This is a genomic window from Escherichia sp. WS1118, assembly GCF_046487695.1.
GTDB lineage: Bacteria > Pseudomonadota > Gammaproteobacteria > Enterobacterales > Enterobacteriaceae > Escherichia > Escherichia coli.
Window position 1 is genome coordinate 1 of record NZ_JBJQIZ010000010.1, and the last position, 21190, is coordinate 21190.

Sequence of the window (21190 nt, forward strand, 5' to 3'; positions counted from 1 at the left end):
TATCACTGACACAACAGCACCTTAGCGAATCGCGGGGCGCGACTCAGTAGCCTTGCCGTGTATTCATCACGGCGAGGTATTCATGACCATCACCACAGACACCACTCTTTTGCACGACCCGCGTCGTCAGGCGGCGCTGCTGTACTGGCAGGGGTTTTCCGTGCCGCAGATTGCCGCCATGTTGCAGATGAAACGCCCGACGGTGCAGAGCTGGAAACAGCGCGACGGCTGGGACAGCGTTGCCCCCATCAGCCGTGTCGAAATGAGTCTGGAAGCGCGGCTGACCCAGCTCATCATCAAACCGCAGAAAACCGGCGGTGACTTCAAGGAAATTGACCTGCTGGGACGCCAGATTGAACGACTGGCACGGGTAAACCGTTACAGTCAGACCGGCAACGAGGCAGACCTTAATCCGAACGTCGCTAACCGCAACAAAGGCGGACGGCGCAAACCGAAAAAGAATTTTTTCAGTGACGAGGCCATCGAAAAGCTGGAGCAGATTTTCTTTGAGCAGTCTTTCGAATATCAGTTGCACTGGTATCGCGCCGGGCTTGAGCACCGCATCCGCGATATCCTGAAATCCCGCCAGATTGGCGCAACGTTTTATTTTTCCCGCGAGGCGCTGCTGCGCGCCCTGAAAACCGGCCATAACCAGATTTTTCTGTCGGCCAGTAAAACGCAGGCGTATGTGTTCCGCGAATACATCATTGCCTTTGCCCGGCTGGTTGACGTTGACCTGACCGGTGACCCGATTGTCCTGGGCAATAACGGTGCAAAACTGATTTTTCTGGGCACCAACTCCAACACCGCACAGAGCCATAACGGCGACCTGTACGTCGATGAGATTTTCTGGATCCCGAATTTTCAGGTACTGCGTAAGGTGGCATCAGGTATGGCCTCACAGAGTCACCTGCGCTCGACCTATTTCTCCACCCCGTCCACGCTGGCGCACGACGCCTACCCGTTCTGGTCGGGTGAACTGTTCAACCGGGGACGCGCCAGCGCCGCCGAACGCGTGGAAATCGACGTCAGTCATAACGCCCTTGCCGGTGGGCTTCTCTGTGCGGACGGCCAGTGGCGGCAGATTGTCACCATTGAGGACGCCCTGAAAGGTGGCTGCACGCTGTTCGACATTGAGCAGCTTAAACGCGAAAACAGCGCCGACGATTTTAAAAACCTGTTCATGTGTGAATTTGTTGACGACAAGGCGTCGGTGTTCCCGTTCGAGGAGCTGCAACGCTGCATGGTCGACACGCTGGAAGAATGGGAAGACTATGCACCCTTTGCCGCCAATCCGTTCGGCTCACGCCCGGTATGGATTGGTTACGACCCGTCACACCGTGGCGACAGCGCCGGATGCGTGGTACTGGCACCGCCGGTGGTGGCCGGTGGCAAATTCAGAATACTTGAGCGTCACCAGTGGAAAGGCATGGACTTTGCCACCCAGGCGGAATCCATCCGCAAACTCACCGAAAAATACAACGTCGAATACATCGGTATTGATGCCACCGGCCTCGGTGTCGGCGTGTTCCAGCTCGTGCGCTCGTTCTATCCCGCCGCGCGCGATATCCGCTACACACCGGAAATGAAAACCGCAATGGTGCTCAAGGCAAAAGACGTTATCCGCCGTGGCTGTCTGGAATATGACGTCAGCGCCACCGACATCACCAGCTCGTTTATGGCTATCCGCAAGACCATGACCAGCAGCGGACGCAGCGCCACCTATGAGGCCAGCCGCAGCGAGGAAGCCAGCCACGCCGACCTCGCCTGGGCAACCATGCACGCCCTGTTAAATGAGCCACTCACCGCCGGTATCAGCACTCCGCTGACATCCACCATTCTGGAGTTTTACTGATGAGCAAGAAAAAAGGGAAAACACCGCGACCTGCGGCAAAAACAATCACCGCCAGCGCCCCGAAAATGGAAGCATTCACCTTTGGTGAGCCGGTGCCGGTACTCGACCGCCGTGACATTCTGGATTACGTCGAGTGCATCAGTAACGGCAGATGGTATGAGCCGCCGGTCAGCTTTACCGGTCTGGCAAAAAGCCTGCGTGCTGCCGTGCATCACAGCTCACCGATTTACGTCAAACGTAATATTCTGGCTTCAACGTTTATCCCGCACCCGTGGCTTTCCCAGCAGGATTTCAGCCGTTTTGTGCTGGATTTTCTGGTGTTCGGTAATTCGTTTCTGGAAAAGCGTTACAGCACCACCGGTAAGGTCATCAGACTGGAAACCTCACCGGCCAAATATACCCGTCGTGGCGTGGAGGAGGATGTTTACTGGTGGGTGCCGTCCTTCAACGAGCCGACAGCCTTCGCGCCCGGCTCCGTGTTTCACCTGCTGGAGCCTGATATTAATCAGGAGCTGTACGGCCTGCCGGAATATCTCAGCGCCCTTAACTCTGCCTGGCTGAATGAGTCGGCCACGCTGTTCCGCCGCAAGTATTACGAAAACGGCGCTCATGCCGGATACATCATGTACGTCACCGATGCCGTGCAGGACCGCAACGATATCGAAATGCTTCGCGAAAACATGGTTAAGTCAAAAGGCCGCAATAACTTTAAAAATCTGTTTCTCTATGCCCCGCAGGGGAAAGCCGACGGCATTAAAATTATCCCGCTCAGTGAAGTGGCAACGAAGGACGATTTTTTTAATATCAAAAAAGCCAGCGCCGCTGACCTGCTGGACGCGCACCGCATCCCCTTTCAGTTGATGGGGGGCAAGCCGGAGAACGTCGGGTCGCTGGGTGATATTGAGAAAGTGGCAAAGGTCTTTGTCCGCAATGAGCTTATCCCGTTACAGGACAGGATCCGCGAGATAAACGGCTGGCTCGGTCAGGAGGTCATCCGATTTAAAAACTACTCACTGGACACTGACAACGGCTGAACATCGCCGCCTGCGGGCGGCTTTTTTACAACCCGCCATCACGCCCTCACACGCTCACCACCGCACAAAACAGCCCGCAGACACACCAACGCCCCGGCTAACAATCTAAACGCCATCACGACGCGCTCAGACGCTGAAAAAATAAAATCAGCACCACCGCCAGCGCGCAGTGCTTTCCCCGCCTCGCCCGCCCGCTTCATGGGTCGGTTTTAATGCAGGTGCATCATCCCCCCCGGCAAGCGCCTGTTCTGGTGCTCACTGTCAAAAGATATATTTGAAAATGAATGCAAATTTATGCACCTAATGCAGGCGAGGCTAAAAAGAACATCTTTAGTTTGTTTTTTTAACTCCACTGTATTCCGCTATCATCCTCTCAACCGCTGGAAGCAACTCAGCAGGAACGCAAATAGACCTATCTGCCTTTCCAACATCTTTTGGCGTTTTGTAAGTACCATTATAATTAAGGACGCATTCTTTAAGAATTTCAAAAAGAGAAACAATAGGGTCTACGCCATAGCTATCAATAAACTTTCGATAGCCATCATTATCAGATAACGATGAAATATCTCCATGAACAAACTTACACCTAAGCTCATAGATTATTCCTATTTTTGAATCAATATCAATAATTTTCGCCGCATCTCTGCAAACACCGCCAATAATTGAATTTTTATTACCATTATTGGTTCCATACATAGCATCCAATGCTATAAATTGATTCAAAAACCTTTCACGTTTGTCATCCCTCCACCCGTGCGCTATAAAGGAAAGAGCAGACAACATCCTTTTATCAGGTGATGAAAGTATTTTTGTAAGTATCGCCAAGGCTGAATCCGTTATATTTAAATTATATACAGACGGAATATTCACCCGAAACTCACTTTCATGATATTTCCCGACACCAAAAGACTCAACTAGATTATTAACAGCAACTCGATTAATCGCAAAAGGATTATCAACTGCAAGACATAAAGCTCCAAACAAACTATCAAACATTTTCACCGCTTTATCCTCTGATGAAGCATATGCCACCACCAAGCAGGATTTTGACTGTCGAAAATACTTCCCAATTGGTTTATGCCGCATATATTCATCATCATAAAAATCAACAGGAACCTTGATGTCAGTTTTGTCTTTAATATCAGAAAGTAATTCCACCCCTAGCCCCGGGCCATATAAAAATAAATTTTCTCTAAGCTCAAGCTTCCCATCAAAGCCAGCACACCCAAGATTATAAATATATGGACATAATTTTATTCGTGAAAGTATATAATACTTAAACATCTCACTAAGATTTTTTCTATGAACTTGCGTTATAATATCATCAACACAAATCTTATCAGGATTAAGCGACAGAAAATCAGCATCAATGCGATTGAAGGCTTCAGAACAAAAACCTAACAATAATCTTTTCGCATTGTGAAGGTCACTTATACCTAATTGGGGGCCATATGCTTTTAATAACCTACTAGCACATTTTGCAATCTCCTCATCATTATATGCAAGCCAAAAAACAAAATCTTCTAATGCTTTACCGACTTGAATACAAGGCTGCTCCTTACCATGACTATAAAAAAAACTTTTGCATAATTTGTTTATCATGCCATTAGAGAACGCAACCTTCATAGATACTTCATCCCTTAACGCACTCATCGATAATAATTCCTTATAAGTTATTAATGCACGACTACTAAAGTATTGCTTCAGATTTGTTAATGTATCATGATGCCATCAGTTTAAGAAAACATCACCCAATCGTCTTTTACAGCATAACTAAACCGCTCACCTTCATAAATTACTGTTGCCCCGCGCGCCAACGCCTCAAGCTCCCATCGCTGCGGCCTGATACCGTTCTGAGCAAGGTCAACGCGGATACGGGTAATTTGCGTTCGTTCCGACCGGGTCAGTCTGGCCGATGGCGCTATTTCATGTGGTTTTAACGGGCTTCCGTTTCTCTGCTGACGATTTGGTGTTCTCAGTTCGTGTTTTAATGCACCTCTGAGCGCCCTCACGACCTCTGGCTCATTCCATTCGATAACACCGTCATCAACCAGATTAAGCACGGCTGCGGCATGTTCATAAGGTGTGGGAGCCGGTAACGAAGTATCGCCACAGGTGAGCTTTCCACAGTTATTGACAGGACTCCGAGGCGCGGCGATGCCGCTTTTTAAAGTCAAAGGCTCAACGACCGGAACTTTCGGCACAATGCGCCAGTCCGTGGTTCTGGTGATATGAATATGACGCGCGCCGAGATGCGGTGCGTAAATGCCGACCACTCTCTCGACTTCTTCCTCGTACTCGTTAACGTCATCCGACGGGCTACGGGCAACCCTGACAGTCTGACAATCGCGCGGGACATTTGCCCCACCCTGCGCGCTGATATACAACGCAAAATCACCACTGTCTGCGGCAGCGCGAGCAGCCTCGACGCGTTCGTCAAACTCATCAGCAATACTGACGCCGCGAGGCAATTTGCGTAGTTCACGGTAAGCCCCCATTGTCGGCAGTCCAACCGTTTTAAATTGCGGGATGCGCCACGTTGACGCCCATGCGGTAACAGCCGCGGCAGTATCTTTAAGCGGCTTACCGGTATCGTTATCGAGCTGACCATCCAGTGCATAGCCGTCGATATTTTTTGAAATGTATTTCGCGATATATCCCGCAGCACCGCCCCGGTTAAGGTGCTTTGCCTGAAAACGGTTTCGCGCGGCTCCTCTTTCGTCACCATCCTCTTTGAGCGCATAGCGACGCATGATTTCGATAATCTGGTTACGCTGGCGTGGATTACAAAAAAGCATCATATGCCAGTGCGGCGTTCCGTCGTGGTGTGGCTCGACGACACGCAAACCGTAGACCTGTAAATCATTATCCTTGAATGCCGTGCGCATCAGGCTCCAGATGCGGCAGAGATAACGCTGCGCATCCTTTGGATTAAATGCCTCATCGTTCCAGCCGTGATTAAGCTGAACGGTTTTACTTTCGCCTTTTCTGACCTGACGAGTCGGGTGATACTTTGACGGCGCGGTCAGCGTGATAAACATCCCCACATCACCCTCTGCGGCGGCGTAACGCTCAATACCGGCAATGGTGTTCATCAGCTCCATCCGGCGAATTTCAGGATTAGAAATACTGCCCATCACCTTACTGATAAGGTCGATGCGCTCGCCGGTTTCCCTGTTTTCAAGGTCACACGATTTAAGAAATTCCAGATTTGCCTGGCGGCGCGCACGCACATCACGAATGGCGTGTTTACTGGCATAAGGAGAACGGTCTTTATTGACCTCCCCGACAGCTATCAGTAACGCTTCATGCCAGCGCATACGCTGGCCTTTAAGCTGATGAGTCCACCACTCATCGTTAAACAGACGGGCAATGGCAGAATATGCCTGCCTCGTGGTCATCTGCCCTTTACGGTATTTTTTCCAGTAGAGAGGGGAAATATTGAAAGCACGTGCAGCGCCAGCAACATGACCATAGAGGTGAGCCTGCGCCTCATCCGTAAACAGCGATTCTTTTTCGCCATGCGCATCCACCCAGGCATCGCAGAGTTCCTCATACATCATGAAAAGCTGCGATGAAATACGGGCGGCAAACTTTTTCAGCTCCTTGTCATTCATTCCTGGCAGGCGCGCATAGTGGTCACGCTCTGCCAGAAACAGCAACGACGCGTCGGTGTTCATTTCATGGCGCTGATTCACACGCTCAATGCGCGGCCATAAACGACGCTGAAAAGTGGATGTGAGAAAATAAAACCCGTGCACCGGGCTTTTATTGCGCCGGATGTAGTCATAGCGTGAAGTAAACAGCGAGCGCAAAAAGTAAGGCAGGCGGTTAATCGTGGATAAAACACCTTGCACCTGACGCATCTCGTCACGTGTAAGGAGTCTTTCGCGCCCGACGGCCTCGCGTGGCGCGTTCCATGCATAAGCACCGGTAAACGCCTTACCGGTGCCTGCAGCAAATGCTGACGGAGGGACAAAACGCCCGGAGGCTTTAACGGCCATATGAGCCAAAAGCCTCTGAACAACGCCTGCTGAGTTGCTCAACCTGCGCGTTTAAATCAGCAAAAGACTTTGCGCTTCCGGTCAGAATATCGTGATGCATCAGGCCGGAAACGAGCTGGCTTAATTTCGGGTAATAACCAACCACCGCCAGCCATTCCTGACCGGCGTTTTTACCGCTTTCCGCTCTCTTTTTCTCGTGGAGAATAAACTGAAAGCTGTCACTGGTAACGACATAACGTTCGCCAATTTCAATACGAATACTCATGCCGTTCTCCGGTAATGTTTGTTTTTTGCTTCAAAGACTGACTGACAGGAAACACAACGCGTGGCTGACGGATAAGCCGCACGACTGGCAGCAGGTATTGGCGCGTCACACTCTTCGCAAACCAGCGCAGAAGCACAGCAATGTTTTACCCTTGCCGCGTTAATCTGGCGCTCCAGTAATTCAGCCTGTTGTTCCTGAATAAAATCTACGTTGTCCGGCATTACCAGCTCCTTTTGTCGTTCAGCTTCTTAAATTCATCAGCGCAATAACTGGCGAGTTCTGTCATTAATTTTGTCAGTTCATTCACTGAGGAAACTTGCTTGTGGAATACAGCGCGTTTCACAAGTAAATTGACCACATCAGACAGGAGGTTTAATTCACTCTGATAAATCGCGATAACAGATTCAGTTATTTCGCGCTTCTCTTTATCAATACCAAGTTGAATAAGAGACAAATCACCATTTTTCATAACGGCGATTTTTAAGGCGTTATTCAGTAATACAACCGAACGAGAACAGGACATCAAAGCACCTCCCCGCGAGACAATCCGATATTGTGAAATTTTTCCGACTCCTGACTGAGCAGCTCGACTATCTCCACGCGGGATAACTCCGCCTTTGTGATGTGGCGAATCATGGCATCAAGATGAGAAGAAAAGCGCGTCGCAGCGTCGGCCTGTGCTTCGGTTCTGGCCTGTTGCAGCAGTAATGCGTATTTACCGCACTGATTTTCAGAAACTGTATGCATAACTTTCTCCAGGCAAAAAGAAGCCCCGCACGATTAAGTGCGTTAAAAACTCTGGTTAATTACTTAATGCAGATATTGCTCTGGTTTTACCGACGTCAGAATTGTCGGTGCATACTCAAACAGGCTGAATAATTCACGTAATGCACGGAATAAAGCATCACGCCAGTAACATGACTCTTCATTAATTCGCCAGTATGGCTGGTTAAATTCTTTTTCAGTCAATCCGGCATGCATAAATAATGTACGGCGCTGACTGACAGTTAAAAAGCTAATATATGCATACTCACTTGCACCGACCTGACGGCGTTTTGAGAATGCCCCACGCAGTTCATCAATTGCACATACCAGTCGTTCACGTTCGACGTCGTTCATTTCTTCAAAACGCATCGTTGCGTGACGCTGTTTTAACTGCGCATGGAAGCAAACCGTTAGCCGTTCACGTTCCATCATCTGATTATAATAATCGCATGTCTCCTGCCAGCGAGGGACGGCCAGATGCTTACCAATTATCCGGCGCATAGTTGCTGGCTGTTTTTCAACGAGATTGAGCGTCATCACTGTCATTTCCAGACCCTCCGGCTTTTCAGAAAGGTCAGAGCCTTTTTTAACGGACTCTGTTTTTTGGTGCGGATAATGATTCCCTTGCGTCCCTTCCCGTGGGTGATGGTGAAGTCAATCGCCCTGGGGCTTTCGTTACGCAATAACTGAGCAATACAACGAGGCTCGTTCATCCTTTCCACCTTAAGCCGCACGGCCATGTCTTGATTTGCTGTAACTAATGCGATTTTTCCAGTCATGCCATTCTGTCGGAGCTTCATCAACCAGTTGGGCTGCGTACTTGTCCCACTCACGGCGATTAATCCATAATTCAGCTTTCCCTCTTGGTTTTAATGGGTCTGTCATGTAGAAGGCTGGCAGCTTTCCTGCTTTAGCCATTTCAGCCACCGCGCGTGGTGTCTTACCAATGTAAAGAGCAAAACCTTCTTTCGACAGCAAATCAGATGGGCGCTCTGAAATCTGAATGCTTTTACGTTTGGCTTCATTTTCGAAACTTGCCTCATCGCTAGTTGGACAAGAAATTTCTACATTTGTCGTCACTTTGCTATCCTCCATAAGATTTGCGATTCACCAACTGGAGCCATCTAGAGCCTTTTTGAGTGAATCACAAATTGCCAAGTAGCAATATAATTGGAGATTAGCAAAATTATGTCAAGTGAACAAAGTGAGAAACTAAAGCTCATCCGTGAATCCGAACGCCTTAAAACTAAGGAACTTGCTGAATTAATTGGAATTAATTACTACACATATCATGGATATGAATCAGGAAAATCAAAAATGCCTATGGAAGCAGGTATGAAGCTGTTTAAGCATCCACGCTTTCGCAAGTATCGTGACTGGTTCATGTTTGATGAAACAGATCCAGCAGCTGGACAAATAGCCCCGGCTCTCGCACACATTGGGCAAGACTCAACAACCTTGCACCACTCAGACCAGAAGACTGGCTGACGATTTATTCAGCATATGTGTGTAGTAAATGTACGAAAGAAAATTGCATTAATTTTCAAGTAGTAGAAGTAAACAGCGTCATCGGAGGGCTTTATGTCTATTAAAAAGCTCGATGATGGTCGTTATGAAGTGGACGTCAGACCGCAGGGTGCAGATGGAAAACGTATCAGGCGGAAATTTAAAACTAAAGGTGAAGCTCAGGCATTCGAACGTCATGTACTGGTTAACTACCACAACAAAGAGTGGTTGGAGAAACCAGCCGACCGCCGAACTCTTACAGAGTTGTTAGGTAGATGGTGGATATATCACGGAAAATCACATGAGCGTGGAGATATTGAACGGGGGCGTTTAACGACAATAATCGCCAAATTTGCAGAAATGGGAGTGTCCAGAGCTGACCAGCTAACAAAGAAAACGATAACTGATTATCGCGTTGTAATGATGAACGATGGTCTAAAACCAGCCAGCGTAAATCGACATCTGGCAATAATGAGCGGGATGTTCACCAAGTTAATTGACGCCGGTGAATACCACTCCCACAACCCGTTCCGTGAGATTAAACGGTTACGTGAAGCTGTTACGGAAATGGCTTTTTTGTCCAGTGAAGAGATTACGCGGCTGTTATCCATGCTTGATGGTGATGAATTAAATGCAACTCTGGTCTGCCTTTCTACTGGTGGACGCTGGAGTGAAGTGTCTAATTTAAAAGCTGAACACATCATTAACCAGATGGTTACGTTTATGAAAACTAAAAACGGAAAACGCAGGACAATTCCCGTTTCGCAGGACCTGATTAAACGGATCAAGACCAAAAATTCAGGCAGGCTTTTTAATGCCAGTTACTACAAAGTGCGTAACGCTCTCAGGGAAGTAAAACCCGATTTACCTGACGGACAAGCAGTACATGTTTTGAGGCATACATTTGCCACACATTTTATAATGAATGGAGGTAACATAATCACATTGCAGCGCATCCTGGGTCATTCTAACATTCAGCAAACTATGACCTACGCACACTTTGCACCGGATTTCTTACAAGATGCTGTGACTCTTAACCCGGTGTCAGGAATGTCCATAATGCGTCCATAAACCAGAGTTAACTAGAGCCAATTGAAGCGATATGAGTAATTTAACTAATTGTAATACAACAGAAAATACCGCTGCGGCGGGGGCTACCAAGTCAGTTATTGGTCGCATTCACTCCTTTGAATCCTGTGGAACCGTAGACGGCCCGGGTATTCGCTTTATCACCTTTTTCCAGGGCTGCCTGATGCGCTGCCTGTATTGTCATAACCGCGACACCTGGGATACGCATGGCGGTAAAGAAGTTACCGTTGAAGATTTGATGAAGGAAGTGGTGACCTATCGCCACTTTATGAACGCTTCCGGCGGCGGCGTTACCGCATCCGGCGGTGAGGCAATCCTACAAGCTGAGTTTGTTCGTGACTGGTTCCGCGCCTGCAAAAAAGAAGGCATTCATACCTGTCTGGACACCAACGGTTTTGTTCGTCGTTACGATCCGGTGATTGATGAACTGCTGGAAGTAACCGACCTGGTAATGCTCGATCTCAAACAGATGAACGACGAGATCCACCAAAATCTGGTTGGAGTTTCCAACCACCGCACGCTGGAGTTCGCTAAATATCTGGCGAACAAAAATGTGAAGGTGTGGATCCGCTATGTTGTTGTCCCAGGCTGGTCTGACGATGACGATTCAGCGCATCGCCTTGGTGAATTTACCCGTGATATGGGCAACGTTGAGAAAATCGAGCTCCTCCCCTACCACGAACTGGGCAAACACAAATGGGTGGCAATGGGTGAAGAATACAAACTCGATGGTGTTAAACCACCGAAGAAAGAGACCATGGAACGCGTGAAAGGCATTCTTGAGCAGTACGGTCATAAGGTCATGTTCTAATTTCCCCGTAAAGCGGCAACTTTATTAAGTTGCCGCTTTTTTGTGCACAGAAAAGCAGAGTGTGAAACAGTAAGTTCACACTCTGCTTGAATTCATTTACACGTGAGCCACGGGTTTCGGCGTATGACCGGCGTTACGAAGCAGCATCAGCAAATAGATAAACGATACGCTGGCGATCATGATAAATAATAAATTATCGGAGAAATTCTGCATTAGCATAGCGGTAAATGACGGGCCAAGCAGGCTTCCCACGGTATAGCTCAACAGTAAGGCCTGGTTCATCGCTACCAGTTGATGATGTTCAACTTTCTCACAAGCCCAGGCCATCGCCACCGGATATAGCGTAAAGCCAGCGGCACCGAGGATGAATAACGCTGGGGCCATCGCCGCCTGGCTAAGCATCGCAATACTGCCGAGAATGACGACAAAGACCTGAACACGCAACACCAGCAGTCGACCAAACTTATCCGCCAGACGTCCAATCGGCCATTGCCCGAGGATACCCGCACTGACCAGTACCGCCATCCAGAAACCAATGCTGGCATTGCTCATCCCTTTGTGATTGAGGTACAGCGGCATCAGGCCATATAGAGATCCCAGCACGATTCCTGAGATAATGCAGCCATTCACGCCAAGCCGCGCCTGACGGAGTTTTAGCATTGACGTAATTGACGTCGAATCATGGTTTTCAGCCTGCTGATTCAGGACATGCGTAAACAACAGCGGTAAGATTCCTGCCAACGTCAAACCTGTAACCCACGGCAATACACTCATCAACTCGGTTGAGACTTTGCTGACCAGTAACTGGCCTAAAAACGTTCCGACGTAATAAACCATCATATACGCAGCAAGCAACCGCCCGCGGTTACGCGACGTCCCACTGCACATCAGCGCACTCTCAACAACCACCCAAATCATGGCACAGCCGATGCCCGCGACAAAACGCCACGCCAACCAACTCCAGAATCCAATCATCAGGCCAAGGCCGGCACAGCCAGCGGCAAAAATGAAGGAGGCCAGATAATAGCTACGGTTAAAGCCAATGCGTTTAATGACATACCCTGTCAGCAATGTACCGACAAGGTTGCCGGTAAAATAGGATGAGCTGACAACGCCTACCTGCCATGTAGACATGTGTTCCTGGGCGAGCCAAAGCGGCACGAGTGTATTTAACACCGCAATCGCCAGAGTCAACAAAAGCAGGCCAGACAGCAAAAGCATGACAGGCCGGGTATACGTGGACATGAATTAAAACCGTGAGGAAGTTCAAATTTCATGCGCATCATGCCACCGCCAAAAACATTGTCAATGGGTGAAAATACGCGCATATCGCAGCGGCGGTATTATCGATTTATATTACTCATTCATAACGCTAATGCTGAAGAGACGATTAATCTCATCTGATTGTTTTTATTGATCTAACACAAATTTCATACGCTTCGTTCAGTCGAAAAATTTCATGGTCACAGCAAACTCATATTTCCCGTCTATGCTTTCAGAGCAATGCATCACGTCTGACCGATTTAGACGTACCACTGACTCTCGAAAGGAGAAGAGGATGACCAAACCGTATGTTCGTCTTGATAAAAATGATGCTGCCGTTTTGCTTGTTGATCACCAGGCTGGTTTACTTTCCCTTGTACGAGATATCGAACCCGATAAGTTTAAAAATAACGTGCTGGCGCTGGGTGACCTGGCTAAGTATTTCAACTTACCAACTATTCTTACCACCAGTTTTGAAACCGGTCCTAACGGCCCATTAGTTCCAGAACTGAAAGCACAATTCCCCGATGCACCTTACATTGCTCGCCCGGGAAATATTAACGCCTGGGATAACGAAGATTTTGTAAAAGCTGTCAAAGCGACAGGTAAAAAACAGTTAATTATTGCCGGTGTGGTAACCGAAGTTTGCGTGGCATTCCCGGCGCTTTCAGCCATTGAAGAAGGGTTTGACGTCTTTGTCGTGACTGACGCGTCAGGGACCTTTAATGAAATTACCCGGCATTCGGCATGGGATCGCATGTCGCAAGCTGGTGCGCAATTGATGACATGGTTCGGCGTGGCGTGCGAGCTGCATCGCGACTGGCGTAATGATATTGAAGGACTGGCGACGTTGTTCTCTAACCACATTCCTGATTATCGTAACTTGATGACCAGTTATGACACGTTAACGAAGCAGAAATAAAAGCGAACCGGGGCCGAAACCCCGGTTGTTACTGATTAACTTGCGACAGCCATCCCCACGGTCATATGCAAACCATAGAATACGCCACGACCGATTAATTCCCCTGCCAGAAGCAGAATGAATGATACAGAAAGTAGCGGAACCGCAGGCTGATAACCTTTTAGCTGTGGTGCAATCCACAAGCACAGGGCAACGGCCAAAAGCACGATCCGCCAGGACATCAGCGCACCATAGTCCGGCACCAGCGCTGCGGCCTGCTGCACAGAGCTATGAATATTCGCCAGCTCTGCGCCCTGCATCACTGACATCACGCCACTCACTACCAGTGCCAGAACAGAAATGGCTGGCAGCAGACGCATCGCCCAGCCATCGACACCAGCCAGACTCAGCAACAGGTAACCCAGTAACGGGCCGCCCATAAACATCGTCAGGAAGAAGCCCATCGGTGTCCAGATGCTGTACCAGGTGGGTACTGTATCGATGCTGTTATACACACGCACCATCATCCAGACAAAGACTACGCCAAGAACCATCGTCACCACCAGCCAAAGCGTACGCAATGCCGGTGAAAGCTTTTTCAGCATTGCCAGCAACCAGCCGATGCCGCCTACAGCAAAAAAGATCGAACCGCTGGCAATTTCGTTACTGAGTGCTGAAGCCCCTACCCGATTGAGCGAGTTAAAAGCGCGCATCGGTGAACCAAGATGAAGCATAGAGGCGATAAAGCCAATGCCCATCAGCACCCATAAACCCAACATGCAGGCGATAACACGCTGCTGGGCTTCTGCTCGCAGGTCGCCTTTGAGCAGCGCCAAAGCCAGAACGATAAAACCACCCGCTACACATTGCCCGAAGACCGTGAAGATCATCAGCGGCCATTCATGCCATCCACTTCCCATCTCACACCTCCTTCGGGTTTGCCAGATAGCCAGTGGTATCCCCGGTTGGGCGGCTGTTGGCATTGGGTTTGATCACAATATTCGGTTTGGTAAAGTGAGCTCGCGGCAACGGCGCAACGGCCGCCAGATCGCCATGTTTTTTACGCAGCTCGTCGATAGGGCCGAAATCCAGCGCCCGCAGGGGGCAGGACTCTACGCAGATCGGTTTTTTTCCCTCCGCAACACGGTCATAACAACCATCGCATTTGGTCATATGGCCTTTCGTTTCGTTATATTGCGGTGCGCCATACGGGCAAGCCATATGACAGTAACGGCAGCCAATGCATACATCTTCATCGACCACAACAAAACCATCTTCACGTTTATGCATCGCACCGCTCGGGCAGACTTTAGTACAAGCCGGATCTTCGCAGTGGTTACATGAAATCGACAGATAGTAGGCAAACACGTTCTGGTGCCAGACACCGTTATCTTCCTGCCAGTCGCCACCAGCATATTCATAAATGCGGCGGAAGCTGACTTCTGGCGTCAAATCTTTGTAGTCTTTACAAGCCAGCTCGCAGGTTTTGCAACCGGTGCAACGGCTGGAATCAATAAAAAATCCATACTGGGTTGTCATCGGTTACTCCTTACACCTTTTCAACCTGAACAAGGTTCGTATGTGATGGATTCCCCTTGGCAAGAGGAGACGGACGTTGAGTGGTCAGTACGTTAATACAACCGCCCTTATCGACACGTTTTGTATCCGGGTCATACCAGGCACCTTCACCCAGTGCGACCACACCCGGCATCATTCGTGGCGTCACTTTCGCCTCAATATGAACCTCACCACGATCATTAAAGATCCTGACTTTATCGCCGTTGCTGATACCGCGTTTTTGCGCATCAAGCGGGTTGATCCACATTTCCTGACGGCAAGCTGCTTTCAGCACATCAACGTTGCCGTAAGTTGAGTGAACGCGAGATTTATAGTGGAAACCCGTAAGCTGCAGCGGATACTGTTTGTTCAGCGGATCCTGATAACTTTCAAAGCCCGGCGTATAGATCGGCAGTGGATCGATCACATCACCTTCTGGCAATTCCCAGGTAGCGGCAATGTCAGCCAGCGCCTGTGAATAGATCTCAATTTTGCCCGATGGCGTGGTCAATGGATTAGCCTGCGGATCTTCACGGAAGGCTTTGTAAGCAACGTGATGCCCTTGCGGATCGCGCTTTTTAAAGATCCCCTGCTTACGGAACTCTTCAAACGTTGGCAGTTCAGGAATCGCTTCCCGCGACTGGGCATACAGATGCCGCATCCACTCTTCCTGAGTACGACCTTCAGTAAACTGTTGTTCGACGCCAAGACGTTTTGCCAGTTCGCTGGTCATCTCATAGATAGTCTTACATTCAAAGCGCGGTTTAATGACCTGATCATTGAAAATAACGTAAGACATATTCCCGCAGGATGCATCCAGTGCAAAGTCCATCTGTTCGGAAGCGGTGCAGTCAGGCAGCAGGATGTCAGCATATTTCGCCGATGAGGTCATGTGGCAGTCGATAACCACAATCAGCTCGCACTTCTTATCATCCTGAAGGATTTCATGGGTACGGTTGATTTCAGAATGCTGATTAATCAGGCAGTTACCGGCATAGTTCCAGATCATTTTGATCGGCACATCCAGCTTATCTTTCCCGCGCACACCATCACGCAGCGCCGTCATTTCCGGGCCACGTTCAATGGCATCGGTCCACATAAACATAGAAATGCTGGTCTGGATCGGGTTTTCGAGAGTCGGCATACGGACAAACGGTAAGCTGTATGAACCTTCGCGCGCGCCGCTGTTCCCCCCGTTAATACCAACGTTACCGGTCAGAATCGCCAGCATCGAGATAGCACGGGTTGCGATTTCACCGTTAGCATGACGCTGCGGGCCCCATCCCTGGCTGATAAACGCCGGTTTGGTACTGCCGATTTCACGAGCCAGTTTGATGATTTTGTCTGCCGGAACACCGGTGATTTGCGAGGCCCATTCCGGTGTTTTAGCCACGCCATCGGGTCCTTCACCCAGAATATAAGCTTTATAGTGACCATTTTTCGGCGCACTGGCTGGCAGGGTTTTCTCGTCGTAGCCAACGCAATATTTATCGAGGAATTCCTGATCTACCAGGTTTTCGGTGATCATGACATACGCCAGACCGTTAACCAGTGCGGCATCTGTTCCCGGACGAATAGGGATCCACTCATCTTCACGCCCGGCACCGGTGTCGGTATAGCGCGGATCGATGATGATCATGCGAGCATTAGATTTCTGGCGCGCCTGTTCAAGATAGTAAGTCACCCCACCGCCACTCATTCGCGTTTCGCCAGGGTTATTACCAAACAGCACTACCAGTTTACTGTTTTCGATATCCGACGGGCTGTTACCATCTGCCCAGCCGCCGTAGGTATAGTTCAGACCTTCCGCAATTTGCGCGGAGGAGTAGTCGCCATAATGGTTCAGATAACCGCCGCAGCAGTTCATTAGCCGCGCGACCAGGGTATTTCCCGGCGGCCACGAGCGGGTCATGGTGCCGCCCAGCGTACCGGTGCCATAGTTCAGATAGATAGACTCGTTGCCGTACTCTTTGATCAGGCGCTGCATTTTGGTCGCGATGATGTCGTAGGCTTCTTCCCAGCTAATGCGCTCGAATTTGCCTTCACCGCGCGCCCCGACTCGTTTCATCGGATATTTCAGGCGGTCCGGATTGTAGACACGGCGACGCATGGAACGCCCACGCAGACAGGCGCGAACCTGGTGCAGGCCGTCGTAATTGTCATCGCCGGTATTGTCCGTTTCGACATATTTGATTTCACCGTCCACTACGTGCATACGTAGCGGGCAGCGACTACCACAGTTAACTGTACAGGCGCTCCAGATAACCTTTTCGTCTGATTTTGTTGGAATAGCGCTATCGACAGCATGCGCAATCCGACTAAAAGGTAATGTTAATGCGCTGCTGGCCATTGCCAGGCCGCCGATCGCTGTCGTTTTTACCAAACCACGGCGACTCACCTCAGCAGCCAATACCGCATCAGGGATTTTCGTTTTCATAATGGCTCACTCAAGCTTGCTCACGATTGATTCCAGTAACAAACCGTATTGTGTAATTATTTCTATAGCAGATCGCTATATAGGCTTGTATACATCGAATAATTTGAAAATCAAAGAGATAGGTAGATTTTCACTCGAAAGTAGTATTACTTGTAAGTGAGGAGTAATTATTGTTCGGTATCAAAGGGAGACAAAAAAAGCGCCCGCAGGCGCTTTTTAGATTCAGAAAAATTGGGTATTAGCCAATATATTCCAGTCCGTTCATATACGGACGCAGAACTTCTGGTACTTCAATACGACCATCAGCCTGCTGATAGTTTTCCATTACTGCAACCAGCGTACGACCAACAGCAAGACCAGAACCGTTCAGGGTATGAACCAGACGGGTTTTCTTGTCCGACTTGCTACGGCAACGTGCCTGCATACGACGTGCCTGGAAATCCCAAACGTTGGAGCAGGAAGAGATCTCGCGGTAGGTGTTCTGTGCCGGGATCCATACTTCCAGGTCGTAAGTTTTGCAAGCGCCAAAGCCCATGTCGCCGGTACAAAGGATGATTTTACGGTACGGCAGGCCCAGCAGCTGCAGGACTTTTTCCGCATGACCGGTCATCTCTTCCAGCGCCGCCATTGAGTCTTCCGGGCGCACGATCTGCACCATTTCAACTTTGTCGAACTGGTGCATACGGATCAGACCACGAGTGTCACGACCATATGAACCAGCTTCAGAACGGAAACATGGGGTGTGGGCGGTCATCTTAATTGGCAGATCATCTTCATCGATGATTTCACCGCGTACCAGGTTGGTCAGCGGAACTTCTGCCGTTGGGATCAGCGCATAGTTACTGGTGTCTGCTTCTTCTTCCAGCGGACGAGTATGGAACAGATCGCCAGCAAATTTCGGCAGCTGACCCGTACCGTACAGCGTGTCCTGGTTAACCAGGTACGGAACATAGTTCTCACTGTAGCCATGCTGTTCGGTATGCAGATCCAGCATAAACTGCGACAGTGCGCGGTGCATGCGAGCAATCTGCCCTTTCATTACCACAAAGCGGGAACCAGTCAACTTAACTGCGGCTGCAAAGTCGAGGCCAGAGTGCATTTCACCCAGCGTCACATGGTCACGAACTTCAAAGTCAAACTCACGCGGGGTGCCCCAGCGACTGACTTCAACGTTGTCATTTTCGTCTTTACCTACCGGCACTTCATCTGCAGGCAGGTTAGGGATGGTTAGCGCGATATCGCGAATTTCAGCCTGTAAAGCATCCAGCTCGGCTTTTGCTGCATCCAGCTCTTCGCCCAGTTTGTTCACTTCCAGACGTAAAGGCTCGATATCTTCCCCGCGCGCTTTCGCCTGGCCAATGGATTTCGATCGGGAGTTACGCTCCGCTTGCAGGTTTTCCGTTTTGACCTGCAATACTTTACGACGCTCCTCAAGAGCGCCCAGCTTATCTACATCCAGCTTAAAGCCCCGGCGTGCCAGTTTTTCAGCGACTGCGTCTGGCTCATTACGCAGCAGATTGGGATCGAGCATGCTTATCCTGTGCTTATCGAATTAAATGGGAGATGTGGCCACAGCCTGCGACCACAGGGATACATTAACAACATTACCGCAACGATAACATTAACGGTAGCGTTTTATGGGGCTATTTTGATCCTGTTCAGCCAGCCAGGCGAGCTTTTCGCCAATCTTGCCTTCAAGGCCCCTGTTTGTCGGGAAATAATAGCGTGTTTGTGCTATTTCCGGCGGGAAGTAAACCTCACCGGCAGCATAAGCGTTTGCTTCATCATGAGCGTAACGATATTCCTGCCCGTAGCCCATTTCCTTCATTAATTTCGTCGGCGCATTACGCAAATGAACCGGCACGTCATAATCCGGACGTTCGCGAGCATCGGCCAGCGCGGCTTTAAACGCAGTGTAGACAGCGTTGCTTTTTGGCGCACAGGCCAGGTAAACAATCGCCTGAGCAATGGCGCGTTCACCTTCCGCCGGGCCAACGCGAGTAAAGCAATCCCAGGCCGCAATTGCCACCTGCATCGCCCGTGGGTCGGCATTGCCGACATCTTCGGAAGCAATTGCCAGGCAACGACGCGCGACATATAACGGATCGCCACCGGCGGTAATAATTCGCGCATACCAGTAGAGCGCCGCATCGGGTGCGCTACCACGTACCGACTTATGCAGTGCGGAAATCAGATCGTAAAAGCGATCGCCTTTGTTATCAAAGCGGGCGCTACGTTCACCAGCGATTTCGGTCAGTAATTCAGGCTTCAGGACCCGCTTACCGCTATCATCGACTTCGGCCATATCCGCCATCATTTCCAGCGTATTTAACGCCCGGCGCGCGTCGCCATTCACCAGTTCAGCAATGGCGCGTCGTGTTTCATCTGGCAGAACAATATCCTGACCACCATAGCCACGGGTTTTGTCTTCCATCGCCTGAGTTAGTACTTGCTCAATATCCTCTGTACTCAGGGATTTCAACAGATAGACACGGGCACGGGAAAGCAGTGCCGAATTAAGCTCAAACGACGGGTTTTCAGTGGTTGCGCCAATAAAAGTGATGGTGCCGTCTTCAATATGTGGCAGAAATGCATCCTGCTGGCTTTTGTTGAAACGGTGAACTTCGTCAACAAAAAGAATAGTGCGGCGACCTGCATTGCGGTTTTGCCGAGCGCGCTCGATCGCCTCGCGAATCTCTTTCACACCAGAGGTGACGGCAGAAATACGTTCCACATCAGCGTTCGCATAGCGGGCAATCACTTCAGCGAGGGTTGTTTTGCCGGTACCCGGCGGCCCCCAGAGGATCATAGAATGCAGATGCCCGGCTTCGATAGCGCGCGGCAACGGCTTCCCCGCAGCCAGCAAATGTTGCTGGCCGATATACTGTGCTAAATTTTCTGGCCGCATACGCGCGGCCAGAGGTTGAAAAGTATTATCCGAAAAATCGAGCGACAGATTGCTCACTCAGGTGCCTCTACTTACGTTGATCATCTACCGTGACGCCTTGCGGCGGGGTGAAGGTAAATTTCGCTGCATCCACAGCCCCATTTTGCTGGGATTTCAGCTGATAACTGCTGCGCTGATCGTCCTGCTCCACCGCGCTAAACTGATGGATTGTGCCATCACGTCCCACGTTAATGGTGAACTGCTTCAGATTGCCATTGCTGGCTTTCGGCGTCAGAACAAAGTCATCGCCATTCTGTTTGATATTGTACTGCTGCCAGTCGCTGGACTGGTTGCGGGCAATCAGCATAAACGGCGTATTACCGGTGGCATCTTTCAGCCAGGTTGCCGTAGCTTGCTCAACGAACGGGTTATAGAACCACAGTGTTTTACCGTCAGAAACCAGAATGCTTTCATCAGGTTGAGTCATATGCCAGTTGAATAAGTTTGGACGTTTCACCCACAGATCGCCCTGACCTTCCTGCACCGCCGCGCCGCTACCGTCAGTCACTTTCTGTGTGAAGCTGGCGTGGAAGCTGCTGACTTTATCCAGGCGGCTTTTAAGATCGCTTGCGGCATCAGCCCAAACGCTGCTTGCTACTAAGCTTGAGAGTAATGCACAGGTGATGGCAATTTTTTTCATCATTATTCCTCAAATTACGTCACTCCCAATCGGGAGTTCCCTCTACTCTCTATTCCAGGCTAATAATCAGCTTGAGGAAAGAAGAAAATACTGAATTTTCAGTTGATAGAATACCG

Annotated in this window: 22 protein-coding genes; 6 read left to right on the forward strand and 16 right to left on the reverse strand. The window is 49.7% G+C overall.

The annotated features are described in order from the left end of the window. Positions 1-82: 82 nt before the first annotated feature. The gene (locus tag ACJHYO_RS16960; RefSeq protein ID WP_000156872.1) at positions 83-1855 is read left to right on the forward strand and encodes a terminase ATPase subunit family protein; all 1773 of its coding nucleotides are present in this window, start codon (positions 83-85) and stop codon (positions 1853-1855) included. Next, complete coding sequence (locus ACJHYO_RS16965; RefSeq protein ID WP_047667081.1) at positions 1855-2889, forward strand: phage portal protein; 1035 nt, start codon at positions 1855-1857, stop codon at positions 2887-2889. The genes ACJHYO_RS16960 and ACJHYO_RS16965 overlap by 1 nt, the downstream gene beginning before the upstream one ends. 330 nt (positions 2890-3219) lie before the next feature. Here the strand turns inward: ACJHYO_RS16965 and ACJHYO_RS16970 are convergent, their stop codons facing one another. The 9 genes from ACJHYO_RS16970 to ACJHYO_RS17010 form a co-directional block, all read right to left on the reverse strand. After that, positions 3220-4542 carry a HEPN domain-containing protein gene (locus tag ACJHYO_RS16970; RefSeq protein WP_052908764.1) on the reverse strand — a complete coding sequence of 441 codons (1323 nt, stop codon included), beginning with the start codon at positions 4540-4542 and terminating at the stop codon, positions 3220-3222. Positions 4543-4625: 83 nt separating this feature from the next. After that, the gene (locus ACJHYO_RS16975; RefSeq protein ID WP_161526047.1) at positions 4626-6893 is read right to left on the reverse strand and encodes a replication endonuclease; all 2268 of its coding nucleotides are present in this window, start codon (positions 6891-6893) and stop codon (positions 4626-4628) included. Further along, positions 6883-7158: a DUF5405 family protein gene (locus ACJHYO_RS16980; protein WP_000027667.1), complete on the reverse strand. Its 276-nt coding sequence runs from the start codon at positions 7156-7158 to the stop codon at positions 6883-6885. Before ACJHYO_RS16980 ends, ACJHYO_RS16975 begins: the two co-directional genes overlap by 11 nt. Next, complete coding sequence (locus ACJHYO_RS16985) at positions 7155-7379, reverse strand: TraR/DksA family transcriptional regulator (protein WP_161526046.1); 225 nt, start codon at positions 7377-7379, stop codon at positions 7155-7157. The genes ACJHYO_RS16980 and ACJHYO_RS16985 overlap by 4 nt, the downstream gene beginning before the upstream one ends. Beyond that, positions 7379-7681: a DUF5405 family protein gene (locus tag ACJHYO_RS16990; protein WP_161526045.1), complete on the reverse strand. Its 303-nt coding sequence runs from the start codon at positions 7679-7681 to the stop codon at positions 7379-7381. The genes ACJHYO_RS16985 and ACJHYO_RS16990 overlap by 1 nt, the downstream gene beginning before the upstream one ends. After that, positions 7681-7905, reverse strand: coding sequence for a DUF2732 family protein (locus ACJHYO_RS16995; RefSeq protein ID WP_000557703.1), 225 nt, complete (start codon positions 7903-7905; stop codon positions 7681-7683). Before ACJHYO_RS16995 ends, ACJHYO_RS16990 begins: the two co-directional genes overlap by 1 nt. 63 nt (positions 7906-7968) lie before the next feature. Beyond that, positions 7969-8469 (reverse strand): hypothetical protein, encoded by a 501-nt coding sequence (locus tag ACJHYO_RS17000; RefSeq protein WP_000217682.1) that lies wholly within the window; start codon positions 8467-8469, stop codon positions 7969-7971. Beyond that, a complete protein-coding gene (locus ACJHYO_RS17005; RefSeq protein WP_001005162.1) occupies positions 8466-8636 on the reverse strand; it encodes a hypothetical protein in 171 nt (56 codons plus the stop codon). Before ACJHYO_RS17005 ends, ACJHYO_RS17000 begins: the two co-directional genes overlap by 4 nt. Positions 8637-8646: 10 nt before the next feature. After that, positions 8647-9018, reverse strand: coding sequence for a Cox family DNA-binding protein (locus ACJHYO_RS17010; protein WP_000390230.1), 372 nt, complete (start codon positions 9016-9018; stop codon positions 8647-8649). Between the two features lie 93 nt (positions 9019-9111). On the opposite strand from ACJHYO_RS17010, the gene ACJHYO_RS17015 reads away from it, so the two are divergent. The 3 genes from ACJHYO_RS17015 to pflA all read left to right on the forward strand — a co-directional run bounded on the left by ACJHYO_RS17015 (position 9112) and on the right by pflA (position 11329). Then, complete coding sequence (locus ACJHYO_RS17015) at positions 9112-9411, forward strand: helix-turn-helix transcriptional regulator (protein ID WP_001389238.1); 300 nt, start codon at positions 9112-9114, stop codon at positions 9409-9411. Between the two features lie 93 nt (positions 9412-9504). Continuing rightward, positions 9505-10500 carry a tyrosine-type recombinase/integrase gene (locus ACJHYO_RS17020; protein ID WP_000023390.1) on the forward strand — a complete coding sequence of 332 codons (996 nt, stop codon included), beginning with the start codon at positions 9505-9507 and terminating at the stop codon, positions 10498-10500. Positions 10501-10531: 31 nt separating this feature from the next. Next, positions 10532-11329: a pyruvate formate lyase 1-activating protein gene (gene pflA / locus ACJHYO_RS17025; RefSeq protein WP_000067977.1), complete on the forward strand. Its 798-nt coding sequence runs from the start codon at positions 10532-10534 to the stop codon at positions 11327-11329. A gap of 96 nt (positions 11330-11425) precedes the next feature. On the opposite strand, the gene ACJHYO_RS17030 is transcribed toward pflA, so the two are convergent. After that, complete coding sequence (locus ACJHYO_RS17030) at positions 11426-12574, reverse strand: MFS transporter (RefSeq protein ID WP_085455261.1); 1149 nt, start codon at positions 12572-12574, stop codon at positions 11426-11428. A gap of 313 nt (positions 12575-12887) precedes the next feature. On the opposite strand from ACJHYO_RS17030, the gene ycaC reads away from it, so the two are divergent. Beyond that, positions 12888-13514 carry an isochorismate family cysteine hydrolase YcaC gene (gene ycaC, locus ACJHYO_RS17035; protein WP_000165876.1) on the forward strand — a complete coding sequence of 209 codons (627 nt, stop codon included), beginning with the start codon at positions 12888-12890 and terminating at the stop codon, positions 13512-13514. A gap of 35 nt (positions 13515-13549) precedes the next feature. Here the strand turns inward: ycaC and dmsC are convergent, their stop codons facing one another. From dmsC to lolA, 6 genes are all read right to left on the reverse strand, one after another. Beyond that, positions 13550-14413 (reverse strand): dimethyl sulfoxide reductase anchor subunit DmsC, encoded by an 864-nt coding sequence (gene dmsC, locus ACJHYO_RS17040; RefSeq protein WP_000534662.1) that lies wholly within the window; start codon positions 14411-14413, stop codon positions 13550-13552. A 1-nt stretch (position 14414) separates the two neighbouring features. Then, entirely contained in the window at positions 14415-15032 is a 618-nt protein-coding gene (gene dmsB, locus ACJHYO_RS17045; protein WP_000213098.1) for a dimethylsulfoxide reductase iron-sulfur subunit DmsB, read from the reverse strand. Between the two features lie 10 nt (positions 15033-15042). Then, positions 15043-17487, reverse strand: coding sequence for a dimethylsulfoxide reductase subunit A (dmsA, locus tag ACJHYO_RS17050; protein WP_000850287.1), 2445 nt, complete (start codon positions 17485-17487; stop codon positions 15043-15045). Between the two features lie 238 nt (positions 17488-17725). Continuing rightward, positions 17726-19018 carry a serine--tRNA ligase gene (serS, locus tag ACJHYO_RS17055; RefSeq protein WP_000886683.1) on the reverse strand — a complete coding sequence of 431 codons (1293 nt, stop codon included), beginning with the start codon at positions 19016-19018 and terminating at the stop codon, positions 17726-17728. A gap of 90 nt (positions 19019-19108) precedes the next feature. Next, positions 19109-20452 carry a replication-associated recombination protein RarA gene (gene rarA / locus ACJHYO_RS17060; RefSeq protein WP_000067755.1) on the reverse strand — a complete coding sequence of 448 codons (1344 nt, stop codon included), beginning with the start codon at positions 20450-20452 and terminating at the stop codon, positions 19109-19111. 10 nt (positions 20453-20462) lie between these two features. Continuing rightward, complete coding sequence (gene lolA / locus ACJHYO_RS17065) at positions 20463-21074, reverse strand: outer membrane lipoprotein chaperone LolA (protein WP_001295343.1); 612 nt, start codon at positions 21072-21074, stop codon at positions 20463-20465. Positions 21075-21190: the final 116 nt, after the last annotated feature.